Origin of the sequence: Dactylosporangium sp. CA-052675 (assembly GCF_050947935.1) — a bacterium.
Taxonomy (GTDB): Bacteria; Actinomycetota; Actinomycetes; order Mycobacteriales; family Micromonosporaceae; genus Dactylosporangium.
In genome coordinates this window covers 7,477,605-7,499,054 of the sequence record NZ_CP192010.1, presented here as the reverse complement: position 1 = coordinate 7,499,054, position 21,450 = coordinate 7,477,605, and the positions used below count along the sequence as shown (strand labels likewise).

Below are 21,450 nucleotides of genomic sequence, written 5' to 3'. Positions count from 1 at the left end.
CCTAGCGTGAGTGCATGGCCGACACGCTGGAAACCCCGCCGCATCAGGATCTCGTCGAGGCCGCGGGCATGCCCGTCGGCAGTGGCGACGTCAAGCCCGGGTACGACCCGCGGCTCACCAACGAGGACCTCGCACCCCTGCGGCGGCAGACGTGGGGCGCGTACAACATCTTCGCGTTCTGGATGTCCGACGTGCACAGCGTCGGCGGCTACGTCACCGCGGGCTCCCTCTTCGCCCTGGGCCTGTCCAGCTGGCAGGTGCTGGTGGCCCTCGTGGTCGGCATCGGCATCGTGTACTGCTTCTGCAACCTCGTCGCCAAGCCGAGCCAGGCGACCGGGGTGCCGTACCCCGTGATCAACCGCGTGGCGTTCGGCGTGCTCGGCGCCAACGTGCCGGCGATCATCCGGGGCTCGATCGCCGTGGCGTGGTACGGCATCCAGACCTACCTGGCCTCCGCCGCGCTCGACGTGGTCGTGCTCAAGCTCTGGCCGGGCCTGGCCCCGTACGCGGACGTCGACAGGTGGGGCCTGTTCGGCCTGCCGCTGCTCGGCTGGTGCTCCTACGCGCTGCTGTGGGTGCTGCAGGCCGCGGTGTTCTGGACCGGCATGGAGACGATCCGCCGGTTCATCGACTTCTGCGGCCCGGCCGTGTACGTGGTCATGGCGGTGCTCGCGGGCTACCTCATCCACAAGGCCGGCTGGGGCGCCATCGACCTGAGCCTCGGCGAGGTGAAGTACCACGGCCTCGACGCGGTGCCCGTGATGCTCGGCGCGATCGCGCTCGTGGTGTCGTACTTCTCCGGCCCCATGCTGAACTTCGGCGACTTCTCGCGCTACGGCAGGTCGTTCGGCTCGGTCCGGACCGGCAACCTGCTCGGCCTGCCGGTCAACTTCCTCGCCTTCTCCATCCTCGTCGTCGTCACCGCGTCGCTGACGATCCCCGTCTTCGGCGAGCTCATCACCGACCCCGTGCAGACGGTCGCGCGGATCGACTCGACGTTCGCGATCGTCCTCGGCGCGCTCACGTTCACGATCGCCACCATCGGCATCAACATCGTCGCGAACTTCATCTCGCCCGCGTTCGACTTCTCCAACGTCAGCCCGCAGCGCGTCAGCTGGCGCGCCGGCGGGATGATCGCCGCGGTCGGCTCGGTGCTCATCACGCCGTGGAACCTCTACAACAACCCGGACGTCATCCACTACACGCTGGAGATCCTGGGCGCGGCGATCGGGCCGCTGTTCGGGGTGCTCATCGCCGACTACTACCTCGTGCGCCGGCAGAAGGTGGACGTCGACGCCATGTTCACCATGAGCCCGGACGGGAAGTACTGGTACCGCAAGGGCTACAACCCGCCCGCGCTCATCGCCACCGCCGCCGGGGCCGTGGTCGCGGTCGTGCCCGTGCTGTGGTCGGGCGGGCCGGGGATGCACACGACGGCGCAGTACAGCTGGTTCATCGGCATGGCGCTGGGCCTGCTGGTCTATCTGGGACTCGCGAGGAAGGCCGCGTAGCGATGCGCATCCGCGTGGTCAACCCGAACACCACCGCGGCGATGACCGCGCTGATCGGGGCGAGCGCCCGGGCCGTGGCGGGCCCGGGCGTGCTCGTCGAGGCCGTCACCTCCGCGACGGGCCCGGCCTCCATCGAGAGCCACTACGACGAGGCGCTGAGCGTGCCCGGCCTGCTCGCCGCGGTCGCCGACGGCGAGGCGTCCGGCGTGGACGGCTACGTCGTGGCCTGCTTCGGCGACCCGGGGCTGGACGCCGCCCGCGAGCTGGCCCGCGGCCCGGTCGTCGGGATCGCCGAGGCCGCCATGCACGCCGCGGCCCTGCTCGGCCGCGGCTTCAGCGTCGTCACCACGCTGGAGCGCACGCTGGGCCGGGCGTGGGAGCTGGCGCACCGCTACACCGCCCCCGGCGCCTGCCGCGGGGTGCACGCGTGCGACATCCCGGTGCTGGAGCTCGACGCCGACCCGCACCTGGCCGACCGGGTCGCCGCGCTGGCCGGCCTGGCGCTGGAGGAGGACGGCTCCGACGTGATCGTGCTCGGCTGCGCGGGGATGGCCGGGCTGTGCGAGGCCGTCTCGGCGCGGCTGGGCGTGCCGGTCGTGGACGGGGTCGGCGCCGCCACGCTGCTCGTGCAGTCGCTGGTGACCCTGGGCCTGCGCACGTCGGCGCGCAACGAGTACGCCCCGCCGCTGCCCAAGCCCTACACCGGCGCGCTGGCCGGCTTCGGGATGACCATTCAGAGCGGGTCGGCGAAGAGCCCGGTGTCGCGGGGCAGCCGCGCGATGTAGGACTGCAGCCGCCGGTGGTGCCCGGCGCAGGCCGCGATGAGCGCGTCGGCGTCGCGGGCGGTGAACGCGGCCAGCATCGCGGCGTGGTCGCGGTGCAGCAGCTCGCGGTCGGCCGGGCCGAGATGCGTCATGGGCTGCAGCGGCTCGGTCATGTTCCAGGCCGTGCCCAGCATGTGCAGCAGCCGCCGCATCCGGCACGGGCGGATCAGGGCGAGGTGGAAGCCGCGGCTGCCGCGGTGGTACGCCCGCCCGTCCCCGGCCCGCACGGCCGCCTCGAGGGCCGTGTGCGCCGCGGCCGCCCGCTCGTCGTCCTCCCCGCGCGCGAGGGCCACCGCCACGCGCAGCGCCGCGGTCTCGAGGGCCTCGCGGACCAGATAGATCTCGGCGAATTCCTTGGCGGTAAGTTTCGCGACCCGGTACCCGAGATTCGGCCGATGGTCGACCAGCCCCTCGCCGATGAGCGTCATCAGGGCCTCCCGCACCGGGATGCGCGACACCCCGAACGCGGCCGCCACCGCGTCGACCGGGATCGCCGAGCCGGGCGGGACGTCGCCGTCGAGAATGCAGCTGCGCAGGTCCTCGAGGACCGCGCCGGGTGCGTGACCGGCGGGCCGCCCGGCGAGCCGCGCGACCAGGACCGAGCGCCTGCGGGGACCGGGCATGGCTCACCTCCCGCGGCGAGCGTAGGGCGGCCCCGTTATCGGCGGATTTCGCGGATGTTGACGCCGTGACACGCATCGACCAGGCTGCCCGCCATGACCACCGCCCTGCTCATCGCCGTCGTGCTCCTGGCCGTGCTCACCATCTTCAACCTGATCCTCGTGCTCGGCCTGATCCGCCGCCAGCGCTCCCTCGGCACCGGCCAGCCGATGCTCACCACCCCCGCCGGCCGGCGGCCCGGCGACTTCGAGACGTCCACAGTGGATGGTCGTGGGCTGTCGCGCGACGGGCTGCCGGGCACCGCGCTGTTCGGGTTCTTCTCGACCACCTGTCCCGCCTGCCACGACCGGCTCGGCGACTTCCGCGAGGCCGCGGCCCGGCACTCCGGTGCGGCCTACGCGGTCGTGGTCCGCGACGGCGGCGCCGTCGAGCCGATGCTGGCCGGGCTGGGCGACACCCCCGTGGTCGTCGAGGATCCGGACGGCCCGGTCGCGAGCGCCTTCGGGGTGCAGGGCTTCCCGGCGTTCGTGCTCGTGCGCGCGGGGGTCATCGAGTCCAGCGGCGTGCGGGTCCCCGTTCCCGCGTGACGGGCCGGCCCGGCACCCCCAGGGAAGGGAGGGGATGCCGGGCCGGTTTCCGGGGGTACGGCAGTGACGACTATTCGCCGGAGGGCACGGCCAGCGGCGTGCTCAGCGCGGCCGGGACGCCCAGGTTCGGGGTACCGTCGCTGTTCCAGGTGATCTTCTGCGCCCGGGTGCTGCGGTTCATGTCGCAGCCGCCGGAGGCGGAGGTGTTGGCGTGGTACACCATCCAGTCCTCGGTGCCGTCGGGCGACTTGAAGAACCCGTTGTGCCCACGGCGGCGAGCAAGGCCGCGGCGGCCCGTGGCGGACGGGCGGATCGACTCATCTCTCAGGTCCTCGGATGGGAACCGAAAACCCTTTCGGAGATGGTCGCCTGTCGAACTCATGCAGGTCAATGTTGTGACAAATTGTGATGGGGACCGAAATGGTTTCGGCCCCCATCGTCCGTGTCCTACCGTGCGGTGCAGGTGAGCGTCGGCACCGAGTTGGTGCCCGCGTACGAACCGAGGAACCCGAACGACGTGCTCTGCCCGGCGCCCATGGTGCCGTTGTAGTCGACGTTCGCCGCGGTCACGTTCGCGCCGCTGCTGGTGATGTTCGCGCTCCAGAAGCTGGTCACGGCCTGGCCGTTGGCGTACGTCCAGGTGACCGTCCAGCCGGCGATGGACTGGCCGCCCGCGGTGACCGTCACCTGGCCCTGGAAGCCGCCCGGCCAGCTGCCGACGACGGAGTACGCCGCGGTGCAGGCCTTCGTGCCGCCCTGCGACTGCGACGGGCCGGCCGACGCGCTGCGCGAGGCCGACGGGCTGGTGGAGGCGCTGCGCGACGCCGACGGGCTGGTGGAGGCGCTGCGCGAGGCCGACGGGCTCATCGACGGGCCGGCGGAGGAGCGGCTGGGCGACGGGCTCGTGGTGCCGCCGTAGATCGAGGCCTGCTTGGCGGTGGCCTTGATGCCGTGCGCGCCGTTGAAGATGCGCTGGCCCCAGGTGGTCAGCTGGTTCGGGTTGAAGTTCGTGGCCATGTCGAGGATCGGGTCGGTGTTGCCGCTCCAGGACCAGCCGATGTACCCGAGCCCGCGGGCGTCGGCCTGGGCCAGCAGCGTCTCGTGGTCGACCTCGCCGGACTGGAACTGCCAGCCGAACTCACCGATCACCAGCGGCCAGTTGTTGTTCTGGAACCGGTCGAGGTAGTCGATGATGGTCTGCGCGCTGGCGTACACGGCGTACATGTGGATCGACAGCACGGTGTTGTGCTGCGTGTCCGCGTCGAGCACCGTCTGGGCGTTGTCGCGCATCACGTTCTGCCAGTCCTGGCCCCAGTTCGGGGCGTCGACCATGAGCAGGTGCTGGAAGCCGTTGCTGCGCATCTTCTGGATCGCGGCGACGGTGGCGGCCGTCCACTGCTGCGGGTTGTTGTTGCCGATCGGCTCGTTGCCGATGTTGATGGAGATGTAGCTCTCCTGGCCGACCAGGTTGGCCTTCTGGCTGATCCAGTAGTTCACGGCCTCGTCGAGCGTGGCCGCGGCGCCGTCCTCGCCGTAGCCGGTGGTGTCGTGCACCTCCAGCACGCAGATGAGCTTGTTCACCTTGCACAGCGAGATGACGTTGGCGACGTCGTTGGAGGGCCCCCACCGCTTGCCGGAGCCGAGCACCACCCGCACCGTGTTGGCGCCGAGGGCCTTGACGTCCGCGAACGCCTGGGTGTTGCCGGTGTACCAGACGTGCGGGTGGTTGACGCCGCGCATGATGAACTGCTGGCCGTTGGCCTCCACGATGTTGCGCCCGCTCACGTGCAGACCGACGGCGGCGGACGCCTCCTGGGCGTACACCACGAACGACGCGGCGACCGCGACCAGCGCGGCGCCGAAGATCGTGAGTCGTCTCTTCATGACGTACCTGAGTACGCCCCGCCTTTTCGAAACTCAATCGAAGCGCTTCGAGGTGCGGCCGGACCAGCGCTCGGCGGCCCGATGGCGGTGAAAGATACAGGCGTGCGGGCTGCCGGGGCGGGGTATGCGCACGTCATGGCCTCATACACGGTGAACCCGGCCGCCGTCGAGCGGGCCCGGGCGCTGATCGACGCCCGGCAGTACGTCCTGGACAGCGACTGGGGCGAGGTCCAGCCGCACGCCGACGAGGGCAACGCGTACCTGCGGCGGCACTCCTGGGCCGACTACGCCGCCTGGCACCTGGGGCTCACCGAGGGCACGCCCGACGAGACGAAGGCGCGCTACGCGTTCGTCTACGGCGACTTCCGCCGCGTGCACCGCACCGGCCTCATCGCGTGCGTGTACCGGGCCTCGCAGTGGCGGCACAAGGACGTCGAGCTCGCCGCCCACGACCTGCTGCAGCGCCTCGACGCGCAGGCGGGCATCAGCTGATCCGCCCGTGCGGCGCGCGCAGGCCGGGGCCCGGCTCGCGCAGCGCGCCGGCCTGCTGGCGCACGCGCAGCGCGTCGGCCGGGCGGCCCAGCCGGAGCAGGACCTGCGTGAGCAGCGCCCGCGCGCCCTCGCGGCCCGGGTGCTCGGCGACGAACGCGGTCAGCTCCGGCACCATCCAGGCCGGGTCGCCGAGGTGGCTCGCGGACTCGAAGCGCCGCTCGGTCGCCAGCAGCCGCAGCCGCTCCAGCCGGGCCGCCGCCGCGCGGAACAGCGGCGAGTCCAGGCCGGCCAGCGCCGGGCCGCGCCAGCGCGCCAGCGCGTCGCCGAGCAGCCGCGTCGCGCGCTCGTGGTCGCCGCCGGCCGCGGCCAGCCGCGCCTGCTCGGTCAGCCGCTCGAACTGGTGCAGGTCCAGCGCGCCGCGCTCCACCCGCACCAGGTAGCCGGGCGGGCGGGTGACGATGCACGCCGCGGCCGGGCGCCCGATCGAGCGGCGCAGCGTCGACACGTACGTCTGCACCAGGTCCGGGGCCGTGTTCGGCGGCTCGTCGCCCCAGATCGCGTCGACCAGCCGGGCCGTCGGCACCACGGCGTTGGCCCGCAGCAGCGCCGCGCCGAGCAGGGCCTGCTGCCGCGCCGAGGTCACCGCGACGCGCCGCTGGCCCGCCCGGACCTCGAGCGGCCCGAGGATGCCGAAGGTCAGCACCGGTGCACCGGGTTCGTTCACGCCGTACCCCCCCATCGAGGCCGCTCACTGCCGCGGATCGCCTGCGGAGCGTGACGGAGCGGGGTTGCAAATCCGTTAAAGCGCCGTTGGTCCTTCGCCCGGCGTCGATGTGCCCGCCCCCAAAACGGTCGTTCCGGGTCGTATGATCCGAGGCGGCCGGACCCACGCCGGCCATGACCTGTTGGGGGGCTACATGCGAAGGCTGGTGCTGGCGTTAGTGACCGCCGGGGTCGTCGTGCTCGGCGGAGCCACGGCGGCGCACGCGATCAACAAGCAGGGCTGCTACACCAACGCCGGTGAGTGGCAGGACAAGTGCCCGGTGGCGCCGCCGTCACCCACTGCGACCCCGACGCCCTGACCGGTGCGGATCGGCCTGCTCGGGCCGCTGGAGGTCATCGACGACGACGGCAACCCCGTCGAGCTGCCCGGCGGCAAGCCGCGGACCCTGCTGGCGGTGCTCGCCTGCCACGCGGGGCGCCCGGTCCCGGCCGAGATCCTCGTCGAGTCCCTCTGGGGGACCACGCCGCCCGCGCGGGCGGATGCCAACGTCAGGGTGTACGTGCACCACCTGCGCAAGGCGCTGGGCGGCGACCGCATCGGCCGCCGCCCGGAGGGCTACGTGCTGCGGCTGGAACCGGACGAGCTCGACGCCGCCCGGTTCCGGTCACTGCTCGCCGTCGCCCGCACCGCCACGGCCGAGCCCGACCGCGCCCGGCAGGCCCTCGAGGCCGCGCTGGCCCTGTGGCGCGGCCCCGCGCTGACCGGGCTCGAGTCGGTGCCGGCCCTGGCCGCCGACGCCACCGGGCTGGAGGAGCTGCGGCTGCAGGCGCTCGAGCAGCGCTTCGAGCTCGAACTCGCCCGCGGCCGGCACGAGGGCGTCATCGCCGAGCTGCGGGCGCTGACCGGGCAGTACCCCCTGCGCGAGACGTTCCGCGGCCAGCTCATGCGGGCCCTGGTCGGGGTCGGCCGCGGGGCCGAGGCGGCCGAGGTCTTCGAGTCCGTGCGCCAGGTGCTCGCCGACGAGCTCGGCCTCGACCCCGGCCCGCAGCTGCGCGACCTGCACCTCGCGGTGCTGCGCAACGACCCGCCCCCGGCCGCGCCCGTCCCCGGCCCGCCGGCGCCCGGCGCGGTCGTGCCCCGGCAGCTGCCCGCCCGGGTCGCCGGGTTCACCGGCCGCACCGAGTGGCTGGCCCGCCTCGACGAGCTGCTGCCGACCGGCGACCCGGACCGCGACGTGCCGGTCGCCACCATCAGCGGCCCGGGCGGCATCGGCAAGACCACGCTCGCCGTGCACTGGGCGCACGCCGTCGCCGAGCGATTTCCGGACGGGCAGCTGTACGTCAACCTGCACGGCTTCGATCCGGTCCGCGCCCCCGTCGAGCCCGCCGCGGCGCTGAGCCTGCTGCTGACCGCGCTCGGCGTCCGGCCCCGCGACGTCCCGTCCGACCCGGCCGAGCGGGAGAGCCTGTACCGCAGCCTGGTCGCGGCCCGCCGCGTGCTCGTCGTGCTGGACAACGCCTGCGACGCCGCCCAGGTGCGGCCGCTGCTGCCCGGCGGCGCGGGCTGCCTGGCCGTCGTGACCAGCCGCGACCCCCTCGCCGGGCTGGCCGCCGCCGGGGCCCGGCCGCTCATGCTCGGCCTGTTCGACACGATCGAGGCGGCCGGCCTGCTGGAGCGCCGCCTCGGACGCCGGCGCGTGGCCGCGGACCCGGCCGCCGTCGCCGACGTCATCGCCCGCTGCGGCGGCCTGCCGCTCGCCCTGAGCGTCGTGGCCGCCCGCGCCGCCGTGACCTCGACACCGTCCCTGGCCGCCGTCGCCGGCGAGCTCGGCCGGGCCCGCCGCACCCTGGACGGCTTCGCGGGCGTCGACGCCGCGACCGACCCGAGGACCGTGTTCTCCTGGTCGTACCGCGTGCTGGACGACGAGACCGCCCGGCTGTTCCGCCTGCTGTCGGTCCACCCCGGCCCGGAGGTCACGCTCAACGCCGCGGCGAGCCTGGCGGGCGTCGAGCCCGGCGAGGCCGGCACGGCCCTGCGCCGCCTGTGCGCCGCGAGCCTGCTCACCGAGGCCGGCCCGGGCCGCTACGGCGCCCACGACCTGATCCGCGCCTACGCCGTCGAGCTGGCCGAGGCGACGGATGCCCCGGCCGACCGGGACGCGGCCCTGGCCCGGCTGCTCGACCACCTCGTGCACACCGCGTACCCGGCGACCCTGCTGCTGGACGCGAACCAGACCCCGACCCCGATCGACCCGCCGGCCCCCGCGGTCACGCCCGACCCCGTCGAGGACCGGGCGCAGGCCCTGGCCTGGTTCGACGCCGAGCGCGCGGTGCTGCTCGCGGCCGTCGAGCGGGCCGGTGCCGACCATCCGTCGCACGCGTGGCAGCTCGCCTGCAGCTGCGTGGTGTACCTGGAGCGCACCGGCCGCTGGCCGGAGAAGCTGGCCGTGCTCGCGACCGGCCTCGACGCCGTGCGGCGCACCGGCGACCGCGCCGTCGAGGCACGCATCCTGCGCAGCCAGGGCCGCACGCTGGGCCGTCTGCACCGCCACGACGAGGCGACGGCCCACCTGCGCGACGCGGTGGAGCTCTACCGGGACCTGGGCGACGCCAACGGCCTGGCCCACGCGACCGGGACGCTCGGCGAGCTGCTGGAAGGCGCGGGCCGCTACGAGGAGGCGATGGCCCACACCTCGCGCGCCTGCGCGCTGTACCGCGCCGCGGGCAACGTGGTCGGCGAGGCCAGATCCCTGGGCGGCGTGGCGTCCCTGCAGACCATGACCGGCCGCTACACCGAGGCGATCAGCACGTGCGGCCGCGCCCTGGAGCTCTTCACGGAGGCGGGCGAGCCGGGCGAGCTGGCCGGCGTCTACGACACCCTGGGCGTGGCCCACCACCACCTCGGCGAGCACGCCCGCGCGATCGAGTGCTTCGGCCACGCCCTGGACCGCCTGGCCGACACGGGGGAGCGCTTCTACGTGGCGCTGGTGCTGACCCACCGCGCGGACACGCGCCGCGCGGCGGGGGACGGGGACGGCGCGCGCCAGGACTACCGGGAGGCGCTGAGCATCTTCACGGGTTTGGGCGCGCGCGAGGCCGAGTCGGTGCGCAACCAGCTCGCGGCCCTGGCCGAGGTGGCGCCCCGCCTCCCGTGAAGCCGTGTTGCCGCGCCTTCGCCGCGGCGGCGGGTTCCCACCCCGCACCCCCCATGGCCGGCGCGCAGCCATTGGCGAGCGCTGCGCGCCGCCAGAATGGGATCGGACCGTCCGGCGCCACCAGGCTGGTGGGTGGTATCGGCGGCATCGGCCGGTTCGCCAGCCGCGATCACTTCGCGTCCTGGACGGCACGGTACCCATCGACGCGTCCTCCGGCGACCGAACCGCCACCGGCTCTCCCGTACCGGAAACCAGCGCATCGACCTGTCCCCGCGCGACCTTGACTACCTGCAGTTCAGCGATTCGCTCGAGGCGTCGCTCTACGGCGGGGAGCTCAGCCGCGACCAGCTGATCGCGCAGTGCGCCCAGCTGGCGTTGCGCTGGCGCGCCGGGCCGCCCGCCATCGCCGGATGACATGCGGCGCCGGTAAATCGAGTCTCACCCGACCGACTGACAACGGATCAGGCGGAACGTCAGCGCGCAACATCAGCGGCAGATGAGTGAACCTGATCGAGCCGCTCAAGCACGCCGCCGAGCTCGATCGGCGGCAGATCAGTGCGTTCGGTGCTCTGCCCGTCCGCCGGGGTCCGCCGCGTTGGGGGTGGTCGAGCGTGGAATGGCGTTCACCAGGTTTGGCGGACCGCGTCGATGTAACGGTGGTCGGTGTCGTGTCAGTCTGCAGGCGCAGGAGCCGCTCGCTGAGCGGGATGTATGTCCCTTGACGGTCCACTTGCATTTTGCAAGTATGGCTTTCATGAGTCTGTTCATCACCTGCCCGGTCGAGAGCGTCGAGCGCGCAACCGCCTTCTACACGGCCCTCGGCTGGACCCTGAACGCCGAGATGTCCGACCACAACGTGTCGTGCTTCGCGATCGCGCCCGAGCAGTACGTCATGCTCGGCAGCCGCGAGATGTACGCCAGCGTCGGCGGAGTCGAAGAGCTGATCGGCGGACCTCAGACGCCCTCGAAGGTCACGGTCTCGTTCGACTTGCGCAGCCGCGAGGCGGTCGACGAGCTCGTCGAGCGCGCCGGGGCGGCCGGCGGGCGGATCGGGGACACCGACGATTACCCCTTCATGTACCAGCGCCAATTCGACGACCCCGACGGCTACCACTACTCACCGTTCTGGATGAAGGCTGACACCGATCCCGCCGCGTGAGCGACCTCGCTGCGGCCTTGGACATCGTCGGAGCACGGTGGGCCCTGCTCATCGTCGAACGGCTGCTCGACGGGCCACAACGCTACGGCGATCTGCAGCGCGACCTCGGCGTGCCGACGAACATGCTCGCGACACGCCTGCGCGAGCTCGAAGCGGCCGGCGTGCTGGTCCGCCTACCCCTTCGACACAACACCCGGGCCTATGCCCTGACCGATCGCGGCCTCGCCTTACGCGAGGCGATCATCGCGCTCGGCAACTGGGGCAAGAACGACGCCTGATGAGTCGGGTGCGCTCTCTTCGGCACGAGTGCGCACCAGCGGGGGCCGAAGCACTGCCACTCGGCGTGACGATCTTGGTCGATCGACGCGTGAGACCCGCGGCAGACGTGCGCGGTCAGCGCGGTCACGGGTGGGAGTATCTCGGATGCCGCCTCTGAGCGTGTATGAGGCGAACGCCCCCCACGTTCTCCGGGAGCCGGTCGACGGTGAGGATGATGATTGACGGAGATGGGCAATGCGGCGAGTGGTACTCGGCTTCCTGATCGCTGGGGCTGCGCTGGTCGTGCTCGGGATCGTTGCCGCCGTCGACCGGTACACCGGCCCCGACCGGCGGATGCGCGACGGGGTACCCGTCGTCGCTGTCGTCGAGCGGGTCGGCACCTGGGGCAACGCGAAGACCGGCGGGGCGTGGGTACGGGTCAGGTACCAGATCGACGGCGTGACGCACCGGGTCGGGCTGGGATCGACCTCTCGCGACGCGGGCGTGGCCGAGGGCGAGACCATCACGGTGTACGTGGACCGCGACGATCCTGAGAGCGTCGTCACCGGCACCGGCCTGGTCAGCGACTACCGCCACGAGCTCTTGCCGCCGACCATGGTGGCCATCGGTGTCGTGGTGATGGGCATCGCCGGGCCGCGGCTGCGCCGGCGCGCGCCCGCTGTCCCGTTCCGGGCAGCGGAAGCCGCTGTCGCCGAGCGGGCGGAGCCGCCAGTCGAATTCGGCTACGCCATGCCGGGGTACCGCCCAGACATCGTGGACCGGCTGCTCACCCGCGTCCACCGTGCGATCGACGACCCCGCAGATTCCGGCCGCACCGCTGCCATGGCCGCACTACGTCAGGCCGAGATACCCACCGCGCCGCGCGGCTACCGGCAGGATCAGGTCGACCTGTATCTACGACAGCTCCTCGCCGAGCTGGGGCAGACGTAGGAGTGCACCGCGGCGCGGCCGCTACGGATCGAAAGGTCGAGTCGCCAAGAGGGCTCCTTGATGCCGCATCTCGGCAGGATAGGGAGGACTTGATCTCGCGACCATGTCACTCATCGTGACGTGCATGGGCTAATAGACGCGCACCAACGGCGGCATGAGCGCGTACCTGCTGTCCGGCTTCGGTGGCGGTTTCCGTCAGGGCAAATCCCGGCGCAGGACGTAGTTGAAGCCGAATTCAGTCTCGGTGGATCGGACGTCGATGTAGCCGAGCCGGCGGTAGAAGTCATGCGCTGTGATGCTGGCGCCGGTTTCCATGTGGTCGTAGCCGTCGATCACGGCCAGCGCCTCGATGTGGCGCATGAGGAGCCGTCCTATGCCGCGACCGGCGGCCCGGGGGTGCACGAACATGGTGTATACCTTGTTGCCGTCGCGGGAGACCGTGCCGACGATCCCGCTTGCCTCGGCAACGAACATCTGCCGCTGCGTGGCCAGCTCCTTGACGCGTGTTTCGGTGAAGTGGTCGCACATCCGCTCGATGACCTCGCTCGGATAGTCGCGACTGTTGACCTCACGTAGGCAGCGTTCGATGAGGCCCGCCACGGCGAGGGCATCGGCGTTGTTGAACCGTCTTATCGTCACCATCGACCGATCTTGCCTGCGTCAAGCGCCAAGCCGCCAGGAGAAGTACCGGAGTGACCCGGCGCCATGATCGGGTGCACGGTATTCGGCATGATGGCGCGCCTGGCGTTGTCAACGGCGCCCGAGCAAGCCAGCGCGGAGGGTGACGATCGACCTGGCGCCGTCATGCCGATCGGCGGCAGATCCGGTAACCAAGATCAGTGGTACATGAGCGCATCCAACAGTGCCGGATCCGGATGTCCGGTCATCGTTGTGAACTGTCTGGTTCGTCTGCCGTTGGTGCCGGCCGGTCGTGACTGCCGATGCTCGGGCCACTGCTCTCCCGCCATTCGCCGTCCGGTGTCAATGTGTAGCGGCGCGGCGGTTTCATGCGTTGCAGGATGGCTCTCATCCTTGCCTCTCGTTCCGCCGCCTCGCGGCCGGTCGGGTCGGCAACTCGGAATCCGTGGAGGTGCACGTCGAATGGATCGATGTCGTGCGGGTCGCGGCGGCCTTCGAGGATGAAGCCGAACAGCCCGCGTAGCGCGTCTTGGCCCAGCTCCAACGGATGGAACGGCAGCGGGTACGGACCATCTCCAGGGAACGCTGCCGTGACTGGACGCTCGCCCTCCCAGTACGGCCGCTCGAATTCGTACGGCTCGCCGATGTTCTCGCCGACGCCGCGGTCCGGGGAGACGCTTAGCGAGCGGACGAGGTTGCCGTCGTCCCACACAGCGAAGCACAGCCAGTCGGAAACCGAGTGCATCCCGTGCATGATGATCCGCCGGCCCGCACCGATCTCGAGCAGCCGCTCGGGCAGCTGCGACGGGGGATCGCAGATGAGCCGCCGGTCGCAGAACAGCTCGGCGCCGGCCACGACCGTCGCGTAGCTCGTATCGTCAGGCGGGTAACAATCCCCACCGAGCGAACCATCACCGATCGCGGTCACCGCAGAGTTGGGATGCAGCCCCCGCACGAGGTCGATAACCTCCGCCGGGTCCGACCGGCCCACTCCACGCAGCACGGGGCGAAGGTCGCCATCGACAAACGCCAGCAGTGCAGTCTTCGCGCCCATCCAGATCATCACCTCCACCCAGGATGATCTTCCAAGACTACGGCCAACACCCTCGCGCCGGTCACTCCTCCCGGCAGGCGCTCCACATGACCGCTGCTGGCGTGTAGTGCCGTGGACTGGCGCGCTCTGCGGCAGTGGTGTGTGCATGCACGCCGTGTACCGTCGCGGCTGTGAGCAGTGAGCCGCCGGTGCGTGTGGGACTGCGAGTCAGTGACGTAGGCGAAGCCGCGACATTGTATGAAAACCTGGGGTTTGTCCGGGTGGGGATCGTGTCCGGTGTCAATGGCGCTGTCGTGATGGCGATCCTGCGCCGCGGACCGCTGCAATTGCTGGTCGACGCGTTGGTGGGAATGCCGTTCCCGGACAGCCCGCGGGAACGGCAAACGAAGGCCGGCCCGCGAGGGCTTGGCGTTGTCATCGGACTCGAGGTCGACGACGTCGACGAGACGGCCCGTCGGTGCCGAACTGCTGGGTACGTCATCACTTCCGCCCCAATGGACGCGCCGTGGGGCGAGAGATACGCCGAGCTTGAGGACCCGTACGGTTACGCGTGGAAGCTCTTCCAGTTGACCGGGTCGTCAAACGACGGCGTGCAAGCCGCCTACGACGCGTGGTTCAGGCAGACGCGTTCATGAAGTGTCTAGCGCGGGAGTAACCAGCGCAGACAACCCATTCTTCACACCAGCGCGGCCAGCGGGCGGTGTGCCGCAACTCGTGTCGCGAGCGGATCGCGGCATGTCCGCGCACTGGATCAACGGACCGCAGACCGGCGGCCACAGCTGATCGCTTCCTCAGGGCGGGCTCTGGCTTGCAAGCTTGGGCCGGTATCCGCGACGACACCGGACCGCGGCTATGTGCAATTGTCGGACCGGTTGGATGACGCCAGCGCCGTGGTGGATGTCTAGGCTGCGTCCGGTGTCGGCTCTATCGGTGAGGGTCCTGGCCACGGTGCTCGGGGCCGGGGCGTTTGCGGCGGGGGTGCTCGACAGCTTCGTGCTGCAACCGCTGTCGTGGCGGATCGAGCCCAGCTGGCTGGGCGCGGCGCTGGGGTTGCTCGGGCTGATGGTCGCAGTCGGCGGCGCGCCGCTGTTGTTCCTGTGGCTGACGCGGCGCCTGCGGCATCGGCGGGCGGCGTTCGGGGTCGGCCCCGACGCCGGGTTTACGGTGGCATCGGCATTGCGGTATCCAGCCGCGACCGGCGTGCTGCTGCTGATGGCGGCCGGGACGCAGGTGCTGGCCGAGCGGGTGCCGGACACCGACCAGGTCCGGCCGACCGCGCTGTTCGGGTCGGCGTGGGCGTCCGGTGCGCTCGTCGTGACGCTGGCTGGCCTAGGCCTGGCCTACATCTGGCTGCTGCGTTACCGCCTGACGATGACCCCGGACGGGATCACGGCGCACACCATGCTCGGCTCGTGCCGGGTGCCGTGGGGACAGCTGTGCCCGGGCGGCCCGCTGGTGCCGAGACGTCGCCCGCGGACGATGGCGGTGCGGTATCGGCGCGACGACGGCCGGACGCGCACCCTCCGCCTGTCGCCGTCCTACCTGGCCGTAAACCCGGCGTTCCTTGCCTCCGTCATCCGTCACTACGCCGAACAGCCGCAGCACCGAGCCCGGATCGGCACCCGCCAGGAACTCGAGCGCCTCCAGGCCGGCTTCGCCGCATGGCACGGCATGCCGTATTACTGGCGGTCGACCGTCGCCGGCTCCTCGGGGTCTTGAGGGCGTACATGGCCAGGCACGCCTGAGGCTGGAGTCCGCCGACCTTCATGCCGGTTCGTCCGACTCCGGCGCGGTCCGTCCTGCTGCTCGCCGGGGTACTGATGGCGGCGGCAGCCTACGGCCTCACCGCGTTGTGCGACCGGCTCCGCATGGACATCGTGCGCGCGGGCGCCTGTACCGTCGCGGCGGTGACCGGCGGGAGCAGGGAACATGTCACTGTCCGGCTCGACGACGGCACCCGGATAGGCCTGTACGGACACTGCCTCGACCTGACAGCTGGGACTCGGCTGCGGATCTGCGTCAGTCCCAGCAGCACCTGGGCCGACGCGCGAGGCGACTCGAGCACCCGGGCTGACCTCGGAGCCTGCCGTTTTCCCGGCCGCGGCCGCGGGTGTGCTGGCGATCCTGGCCCTCTACGCCGGTGAGGGGCGACCGGATCGGGCGCCGGGACGAGACGGTCACGCACGCGAGCGGGCGTGCCAGCCAACCGGGCTCTCATCCTTGATCGGGAGGCGCTCATCGCGGCATGTGCGTGAACCTCAGAGGGATTCTCCGATTCGGTTGGCAGATGCGGCGGTTCGCCGATGAGACGATTCTGGCCGTCGGCAGGCTGATGTTGGCCGCTGCGGCGCTTGAGTGTGTGTCCTGGCCTGGATCGGAGCTGATCAGGCAGGCGGCGGTCTTCGCTGTCCGGGGAACCGTCGCGAGCGGCGCATTGGGGTTCGGCTTCGGCGTGAACGGGGTCGATCTCTTCGGTGGTCCGGATTGATGAAGTATCCCGATTGCGGTGGCGTGAACGCGCCGGCACTGGCGCAGCGAGAGGCAGGCGGCGGATTCGTTCGACCAGGGTGTCCGGTGGCCGTGGTGGCCCCGGCGGCACGCGGCCCCGACGAGGGCCAGCGCTGGACCTTGGCCCGCGTTGCCGCCCCGGAGTTCGCGCATCGCGTTGCCGGAGGCAGAGCACGTGGCCGTGCCGCGGGCCTGCTGCCGTACCTGGCCGGGGACCTTGACGCTGTCGACGACAACCTCGACGAGGAGTAGCGGGGGCTCGATGACGCGGACGTCCTCGCCGAGGTGAAGAGGAACCGCTTCCTCGCCGCGCTGGGCATACCCCCGCTCGACCGGACCGTGCGCTACTTGGAGCGCTGCCACCACCGGCGCTGCTTCGGCGCTGGGGCGTGCGCTTCCTCTTCCTCTTCGTCCTCGTCAGCGCGTTCCAGAGCGGCAGCCGCCACCGCCCGATCGGCTGGCGTGCAGCCGGGCGTGATGAGCATCAGCTGCGCCAGCGACGCTTCGATCGTGACGAGCCGCGGCGCGGCGACGGCGGCGTCGAGGCGGGTGCGCACGAGCGAGTGCACCTCGGTTCGCAGGGCGGGCTCGCGGTAGGCGGCGGTGACGAGGGCGAACAGCGCGGCGTCGGCCGCCCAGTCCTCGATGCCCATCGCGACATCGACGAGGACCTGGCGGCGCACCGACGTCGGCCACGGCTCGTCCGGCGCGTGGTGCAGGATGCCGAGGCACACCCAGGGCTGCAGCAGCCGGTACCAGTACATCGGTGTCGACTTGGCAAGGTGCTGCCAGCGCGGCGTGTCCGGTGGGCCGGGCAGGTGCGCCAGGAGCCCGAGCAGGTCCGGTACGGACAGTGCGCCGAGCGGCTCGGCCTGCAGGTATCCGGACAGGATCGACGGCCATGGCAGGCCGCCGACTTCGTGCAGGGTCTCGATCGCCGCCGCGCTCGGCGCGGGCACCGCCGCGACGGGGTTCTCGCCGTCGTAGCGCCAGATCGAGTGCTGCTCGGGGCGCCGTAGCGGCACCCGGATGTCGGGCTCGGGGAACGCGCCGATGCCGATCTCCATCGGGCCTATCACCCGGCGGGCGGCGGTCAGCGCGCTGGCCGGTTCGGCCGCCGACAGCCCGGTCCGCACCATGTTGATCGTCTCGCCCGCGGCCCGGCGCGCGCCGACGTGGTTGGCCAGGTTGCTGACCGCCTCGCTGGGCATCGGCACCCAGTTGAGCCACGGCCGCTTGGCGCCGGCCATGGCGAAGAGGACGTCCGTCATGCCGCAGGGGTGCGGATCCTCCATGACGGCGATGAGGTCCGCGACGTCACCGGAGCCACGGAAGCGCAGCGCGCGCTGCGCCGCATCGCGGTGCGGGAACTTGGCCTCGCCCGCCAGCCTGCGCAGCTCGCCGTCGGGGTCCTCAAGATTCATGGCGGGGAGGATACACGCGATGCCCTGGCGCGGCTGCGCCTTGATTGCGGCATGTCCACGCACCCGATCAAGGCTTTGAGAGCGGCGCGCACCATCGGCGGTAGATCCGCGCACCGCGACAGTATGCAGATCGTCTGGCCACGGCGGGGCGGAGCCGAGACCGACCGGGAGTCGTCACCGGTGGCCATCCCCGGTGCAACTGCGTACAGGTCGCTCAGGGCGTTTGGCCGGACCAGCATGGGTGCACTCCCGGATCCGCCGGCCAAGCGAGCGCCGTGGAAGTGGCTCGATGACGGGGCCGAGACGCTTCATTTGCGTCGTTCGGATTGCCCGTCTTCTTCGGCGCGCGCCGGGCTGAGGATCTTCCGTAGGTCCGCCATCGCGTCTTCGCCGAGCAGAGCGGGGGCGGTCTCCAGTATCAGCTGGACGCTCTCGCCGATCTGCTTCTGCATCGATGCCAGGGTGGCGCTGTCCAGCTCCGGTGTATCGCCGCCGTCTTCTATTCGCGCATTGCGCACGATCGCGATCTGTTGCTCGCTGAACAGTCGGGCAGTCAGCGCCGCGATGATACGCTGCCGCGCTTCCGCCCGGCTCATACCAGCCCTGTACGCCTCGATAGCGGCAGCCACATCGTGCGGCGCATCCACGGCCGTAACCTCCACCACCGCACCGGCCTCCACCGCCACGGCTTCCACCAGCGCGGCGTCTGCTGGCGCGGCTTCCACCGCGGTGTGCGACTCGACCTCGACGACCGGCTTGGCCTTTTTGCGAGTCAGCCTGTTCCACGCTGATGACGCGGTTGACCCGACAGCCGAGCCGGCCGACGCCACCGCGGAGCCAGCCGATACTGCGGCCGAACCCACGGCGGACCCGGCCGATACGGCAACCGTACCGACAGCGGAGCCGGCCGACGCCACCGCCGACCCGATAGCGGAGCCAACTGATACCGCAGCCGAGCCCACGGCAGAGCCAGCCGACGCCACAGCCGATCCGACAGCCGGGACGGCCGACGCTACCGCCGAGGTGGCGGCCGGGACGGCGGTTTCGGTCACCCACTTTTCGACGTGCGGCTTCGCCATTTCCATGACTTTCAGCGTCACCGCGGCAGCGACCGCGACAGCAGCCTCGCGCAGGAAGTTCTCGCCCCCGTCGATTGGGCGGAGAGTAACGTGACCCAGGTTGTTCGTGGCGCCGTCACGGGTCAGCGGGCTGAATGAACCGAGCTTCTTCGCCGATCGGGACAGATGCGCCCCGTCCTCCCAGTCGACCCACATCTTCTCCGTAGCCATCCGCCCCCCGCAGCACTTTCCCCACGGCGCCGCCAACCCCACGCCACGGCACATCGAGCCGCATCATCCCAGAAGCACCGCAGACCATGGCACCGGACAAGATCCGCAAAGCTTTGACCACTCCGGCGATTGCCACCTCGTCGACATTCGGGTCTCGACAGCGAACCCTGCCGTCAGCGGGCCAAGGCGCAGCACTCGGTCCGAGTGCCCCCGGAATGCGGATGAGTGCGTCTCTGGGTGATTAGTAGAGCCAGCGGTCGAGCGTGCCAGGCCAGAAGTGGGTGCAGTGGTCGCCGTCGCCGTAGGCAGGTGGGTCGAGGGCTTTGATCCGCTGCAGCAAGTCGGCGAGCTCGGCGAGTGCCGCTTCCTCGGCCTCTTCGTCCTCGTCCCAACGTCCGATGACGGTTGAGGTGCTCCGCGACGTACCAACCATGTGCAGCGAACAGAGCCAGTGGTTGATCGACGAGTTGACGAACTTCGTCTTTCCCGCGGGTAGTAGGACCTCCTGCACGTGGCCCGTGTCCGGCACGGCGCCATACACCCACCTGATGGCCGGCGGGTCGATGCGGCGCTCCGCGAGCCGGTACATCGTCGGCTCCGCGTCGAACGATGCCGCATGCACGAGGCCGTCGACCAGCGGTATGCCGCAGGAGACCAACACCGCCTTGTGCGGTTCGGGGAGCCGCCACATGGCCACATCCTGCGGGGCTGCTCGCACAACCCGCCCGGTTCCCGCCCACGCCTCGACCGCTTCGAAGGTGGGCGGAACAGGAAGATCCTCGATAGCCACGCCCATGCGGTTATCGGCCCTGAACGTGCTGCCTCGCAGCGACGTTTGCTACCCCACACACCACACGACGGAGCCCTTCTTGCGCTGCCGTGCGGCCCGAAGGGGTCGGCGTCAGGATGGCGGACGCGACGGGACCAGCGTCCATCTCGTGGAGCGCACCGACATCGGCAGTTCAGGAAGCCACCGGCGTTGCCAGATCGACTACCGATTGTGACGGCTAGAGCGCGGTCGCCGCGGACCAACGGCGGCAGATCCGCGCACAACATTCGGCGTCGGCGAAGGCCGTCGGCGCCTCTGAATCCGTTTACCAGTGGCTGAAGACGATCCCGGTGCGCCCGCCGAGTGCGCCGCGGAGCTCGGCGATGTGGCGTTGCGAGATCGGTGGCCAGTTCAAGAAGGTCACCGCCGGAGCGCCGATAAGAACGCTGAACCGGCCGTTCCAGTCGCCTACCGGGGCCGACCGCTGGCACGAACCACAGACGAACGACGGTTCTTGCCCATGGCTCATCCACGCCTCTAGCCACTCGGCGTAGGAGTCGGTGTAGTCGGCCGGCGCCTTGGCGTCGCAGCGTAGGCAGCGAGGCACCTCATCGTTTTCGACCGGATGGTAGGCGTCGCGCTCGACGCTGATGTCGACGCCGTTGTTCGCGGTGTGCAGGAACGCGTCGAACCAGTCTGTGTGGTCCACGATCGTCCGGGACTGCGGACCGGGCATCCAAACACTTGGCTGCCAAAGTGGGTCGCGACGATCGTTGGGAATGATCACACCGCGCGTCACCAGAAGGTCCTGCACCGCGGCGGCGATCTGCTCGCGATCGGCCACTGGAACATCGTCCAGCCGTACTACCGTCATGCTGTGTTCGCTCACGCTCGGCTCCTCCGTCGCAGCCGCGGTCGGCCGCACAGCGCGCGAAGGGTAACACCATCTGGCCCGCGGCTCTGCCCAGCTCCGAGGACCCGACAACGCCGAATTCCGGTCATCATCGACGTCCAACGACGTCGGCGCTGGGTGTGACAGACTGCGGGTTTGTGGGCGCGATGTCTGCGGCCATGAGCGAGTGGCGCGAGGTGTTGACTACGTTTGTCCATCACCCCTTGCGAGATCGGGGGCACATGGAGAGCTTCGGGTGGCCGGCATACCTTCCTGAATGGCGCGGTGCCGAGTCCGCGACCGCAGCATCCGACATGTCCATGGTCCGGCAGCGGGCGCGCGAGCTCGTCGGCCTGGTCCTCGCCGAAGACACCCGCTACCTGGACGCGTTGCCGGAAACGATCGAGTCGGCGATTGTCACCCCACTGTCGATACTGTCGCACGCATTGGACCAAGGAAGTGATGTCGACGTCCTCGTCGCGTCGAGGCTCGTCCGGAGATCTGTGGAGTACCTCCTCACCGAAGCGCCACCTCAATTGCAGTACCTCGTGACCGGGCTGCCGACGTCAGTGCCGTCATAGACGGCGCGGCGCTCGAACCGCAGCGGACGTGCACCACCGCCGGCAAAGAACCGGCGCCCCATGCGCGGCATGTCGGGTTGCCGACGGCGCCGGAGACAAGTCACCCTCTGTTACGAGCGGCGGCGGGCC

Annotated in this window: 24 protein-coding genes; 14 read left to right on the top strand and 10 right to left on the bottom strand. The window is 70.8% G+C overall.

Annotation, left to right across the window (positions count from 1 at the left end; translation table 11 throughout):
- Positions 1–14: 14 nt before the first annotated feature.
- Both ACQP1P_RS33415 and ACQP1P_RS33410 read left to right on the top strand, forming a co-directional pair.
- On the top strand, positions 15–1,511 hold the full coding sequence (locus tag ACQP1P_RS33415) for an NCS1 family nucleobase:cation symporter-1 (RefSeq protein ID WP_433077023.1): 1,497 nt from the start codon (positions 15–17) through the stop codon (positions 1,509–1,511).
- A 2-nt stretch (positions 1,512–1,513) separates the two neighbouring features.
- On the top strand, positions 1,514–2,296 hold the full coding sequence (locus tag ACQP1P_RS33410) for an aspartate/glutamate racemase family protein (protein WP_433077021.1): 783 nt from the start codon (positions 1,514–1,516) through the stop codon (positions 2,294–2,296).
- On the opposite strand, the gene ACQP1P_RS33405 is transcribed toward ACQP1P_RS33410, so the two are convergent.
- Entirely contained in the window at positions 2,245–2,958 is a 714-nt protein-coding gene (locus ACQP1P_RS33405) for a GntR family transcriptional regulator (RefSeq protein WP_433077019.1), read from the bottom strand. The genes ACQP1P_RS33410 and ACQP1P_RS33405 overlap by 52 nt on opposite strands.
- Positions 2,959–3,051: 93 nt before the next feature.
- Between ACQP1P_RS33405 and ACQP1P_RS33400 the strand changes: the two genes are divergently transcribed.
- On the top strand, positions 3,052–3,543 hold the full coding sequence (locus ACQP1P_RS33400; protein WP_433077016.1) for a TlpA family protein disulfide reductase: 492 nt from the start codon (positions 3,052–3,054) through the stop codon (positions 3,541–3,543).
- A gap of 70 nt (positions 3,544–3,613) precedes the next feature.
- Here ACQP1P_RS33400 and ACQP1P_RS33395 read toward each other — a convergent pair whose 3' ends face one another.
- A complete protein-coding gene (locus ACQP1P_RS33395; RefSeq protein ID WP_433077014.1) occupies positions 3,614–3,925 on the bottom strand; it encodes a family 43 glycosylhydrolase in 312 nt (103 codons plus the stop codon).
- Positions 3,926–3,990: 65 nt separating this feature from the next.
- Entirely contained in the window at positions 3,991–5,427 is a 1,437-nt protein-coding gene (locus ACQP1P_RS33390; protein ID WP_433077011.1) for a cellulase family glycosylhydrolase, read from the bottom strand.
- Positions 5,428–5,562: 135 nt separating this feature from the next.
- Here ACQP1P_RS33390 and ACQP1P_RS33385 point away from each other — a divergent pair, with 135 nt between their 5' ends.
- A complete protein-coding gene (locus ACQP1P_RS33385) occupies positions 5,563–5,919 on the top strand; it encodes a hypothetical protein (RefSeq protein WP_433077008.1) in 357 nt (118 codons plus the stop codon).
- Here the strand turns inward: ACQP1P_RS33385 and ACQP1P_RS33380 are convergent.
- Positions 5,912–6,643, bottom strand: coding sequence for an AfsR/SARP family transcriptional regulator (locus tag ACQP1P_RS33380; protein WP_433077006.1), 732 nt, complete (start codon positions 6,641–6,643; stop codon positions 5,912–5,914). The two genes, ACQP1P_RS33385 and ACQP1P_RS33380, sit on opposite strands and share 8 nt — an antisense overlap.
- Positions 6,644–6,836: 193 nt before the next feature.
- Here ACQP1P_RS33380 and ACQP1P_RS33375 point away from each other — a divergent pair, with 193 nt between their 5' ends.
- The 6 genes from ACQP1P_RS33375 to ACQP1P_RS33350 all read left to right on the top strand — a co-directional run bounded on the left by ACQP1P_RS33375 (position 6,837) and on the right by ACQP1P_RS33350 (position 12,165).
- Positions 6,837–7,001: a hypothetical protein gene (locus tag ACQP1P_RS33375; RefSeq protein WP_433077004.1), complete on the top strand. Its 165-nt coding sequence runs from the start codon at positions 6,837–6,839 to the stop codon at positions 6,999–7,001.
- Between the two features lie 3 nt (positions 7,002–7,004).
- Positions 7,005–9,797: a BTAD domain-containing putative transcriptional regulator gene (locus tag ACQP1P_RS33370; protein WP_433077002.1), complete on the top strand. Its 2,793-nt coding sequence runs from the start codon at positions 7,005–7,007 to the stop codon at positions 9,795–9,797.
- Between the two features lie 132 nt (positions 9,798–9,929).
- Positions 9,930–10,211: a hypothetical protein gene (locus tag ACQP1P_RS33365; protein WP_433076999.1), complete on the top strand. Its 282-nt coding sequence runs from the start codon at positions 9,930–9,932 to the stop codon at positions 10,209–10,211.
- Positions 10,212–10,551: 340 nt separating this feature from the next.
- Positions 10,552–10,956, top strand: a complete 405-nt coding sequence (locus tag ACQP1P_RS33360; RefSeq protein WP_433076997.1) for a VOC family protein — start codon at positions 10,552–10,554, stop codon at positions 10,954–10,956.
- Positions 10,953–11,234 (top strand): winged helix-turn-helix transcriptional regulator, encoded by a 282-nt coding sequence (locus ACQP1P_RS33355; protein ID WP_433076994.1) that lies wholly within the window; start codon positions 10,953–10,955, stop codon positions 11,232–11,234. Before ACQP1P_RS33360 ends, ACQP1P_RS33355 begins: the two co-directional genes overlap by 4 nt.
- 244 nt (positions 11,235–11,478) lie before the next feature.
- Complete coding sequence (locus ACQP1P_RS33350; protein WP_433076991.1) at positions 11,479–12,165, top strand: DUF3592 domain-containing protein; 687 nt, start codon at positions 11,479–11,481, stop codon at positions 12,163–12,165.
- 195 nt (positions 12,166–12,360) lie between these two features.
- Here the strand turns inward: ACQP1P_RS33350 and ACQP1P_RS33345 are convergent, their stop codons facing one another.
- Both ACQP1P_RS33345 and ACQP1P_RS33340 read right to left on the bottom strand, forming a co-directional pair.
- Positions 12,361–12,807: a GNAT family N-acetyltransferase gene (locus tag ACQP1P_RS33345; protein ID WP_433076988.1), complete on the bottom strand. Its 447-nt coding sequence runs from the start codon at positions 12,805–12,807 to the stop codon at positions 12,361–12,363.
- A gap of 241 nt (positions 12,808–13,048) precedes the next feature.
- On the bottom strand, positions 13,049–13,867 hold the full coding sequence (locus ACQP1P_RS33340; protein WP_433090202.1) for a DUF6928 family protein: 819 nt from the start codon (positions 13,865–13,867) through the stop codon (positions 13,049–13,051).
- 161 nt (positions 13,868–14,028) lie between these two features.
- Here ACQP1P_RS33340 and ACQP1P_RS33335 point away from each other — a divergent pair, with 161 nt between their 5' ends.
- The 3 genes from ACQP1P_RS33335 (at position 14,029) to ACQP1P_RS33325 (ending at position 16,346) form a co-directional block, all read left to right on the top strand.
- The gene (locus ACQP1P_RS33335; protein WP_433076986.1) at positions 14,029–14,493 is read left to right on the top strand and encodes a VOC family protein; all 465 of its coding nucleotides are present in this window, start codon (positions 14,029–14,031) and stop codon (positions 14,491–14,493) included.
- A 343-nt stretch (positions 14,494–14,836) separates the two neighbouring features.
- Positions 14,837–15,577, top strand: a complete 741-nt coding sequence (locus ACQP1P_RS33330; RefSeq protein WP_433076983.1) for a hypothetical protein — start codon at positions 14,837–14,839, stop codon at positions 15,575–15,577.
- Between the two features lie 568 nt (positions 15,578–16,145).
- Positions 16,146–16,346: a hypothetical protein gene (locus tag ACQP1P_RS33325; RefSeq protein ID WP_433076980.1), complete on the top strand. Its 201-nt coding sequence runs from the start codon at positions 16,146–16,148 to the stop codon at positions 16,344–16,346.
- Positions 16,347–16,710: 364 nt separating this feature from the next.
- Here the strand turns inward: ACQP1P_RS33325 and ACQP1P_RS33320 are convergent, their stop codons facing one another.
- The 4 genes from ACQP1P_RS33320 to ACQP1P_RS33305 all read right to left on the bottom strand — a co-directional run bounded on the left by ACQP1P_RS33320 (position 16,711) and on the right by ACQP1P_RS33305 (position 20,737).
- Positions 16,711–17,904 (bottom strand): hypothetical protein, encoded by a 1,194-nt coding sequence (locus ACQP1P_RS33320; RefSeq protein ID WP_433076977.1) that lies wholly within the window; start codon positions 17,902–17,904, stop codon positions 16,711–16,713.
- A gap of 194 nt (positions 17,905–18,098) precedes the next feature.
- Positions 18,099–19,079 carry a hypothetical protein gene (locus ACQP1P_RS33315; RefSeq protein ID WP_433076974.1) on the bottom strand — a complete coding sequence of 327 codons (981 nt, stop codon included), beginning with the start codon at positions 19,077–19,079 and terminating at the stop codon, positions 18,099–18,101.
- A 241-nt stretch (positions 19,080–19,320) separates the two neighbouring features.
- Positions 19,321–19,869: an SUKH-4 family immunity protein gene (locus ACQP1P_RS33310; RefSeq protein ID WP_433076972.1), complete on the bottom strand. Its 549-nt coding sequence runs from the start codon at positions 19,867–19,869 to the stop codon at positions 19,321–19,323.
- 304 nt (positions 19,870–20,173) lie between these two features.
- Complete coding sequence (locus ACQP1P_RS33305) at positions 20,174–20,737, bottom strand: hypothetical protein (protein WP_433076969.1); 564 nt, start codon at positions 20,735–20,737, stop codon at positions 20,174–20,176.
- 245 nt (positions 20,738–20,982) lie between these two features.
- Between ACQP1P_RS33305 and ACQP1P_RS33300 the strand changes: the two genes are divergently transcribed.
- Positions 20,983–21,321, top strand: a complete 339-nt coding sequence (locus ACQP1P_RS33300; protein WP_433076967.1) for a hypothetical protein — start codon at positions 20,983–20,985, stop codon at positions 21,319–21,321.
- The last annotated feature ends 129 nt before the right edge of the window (positions 21,322–21,450 follow it).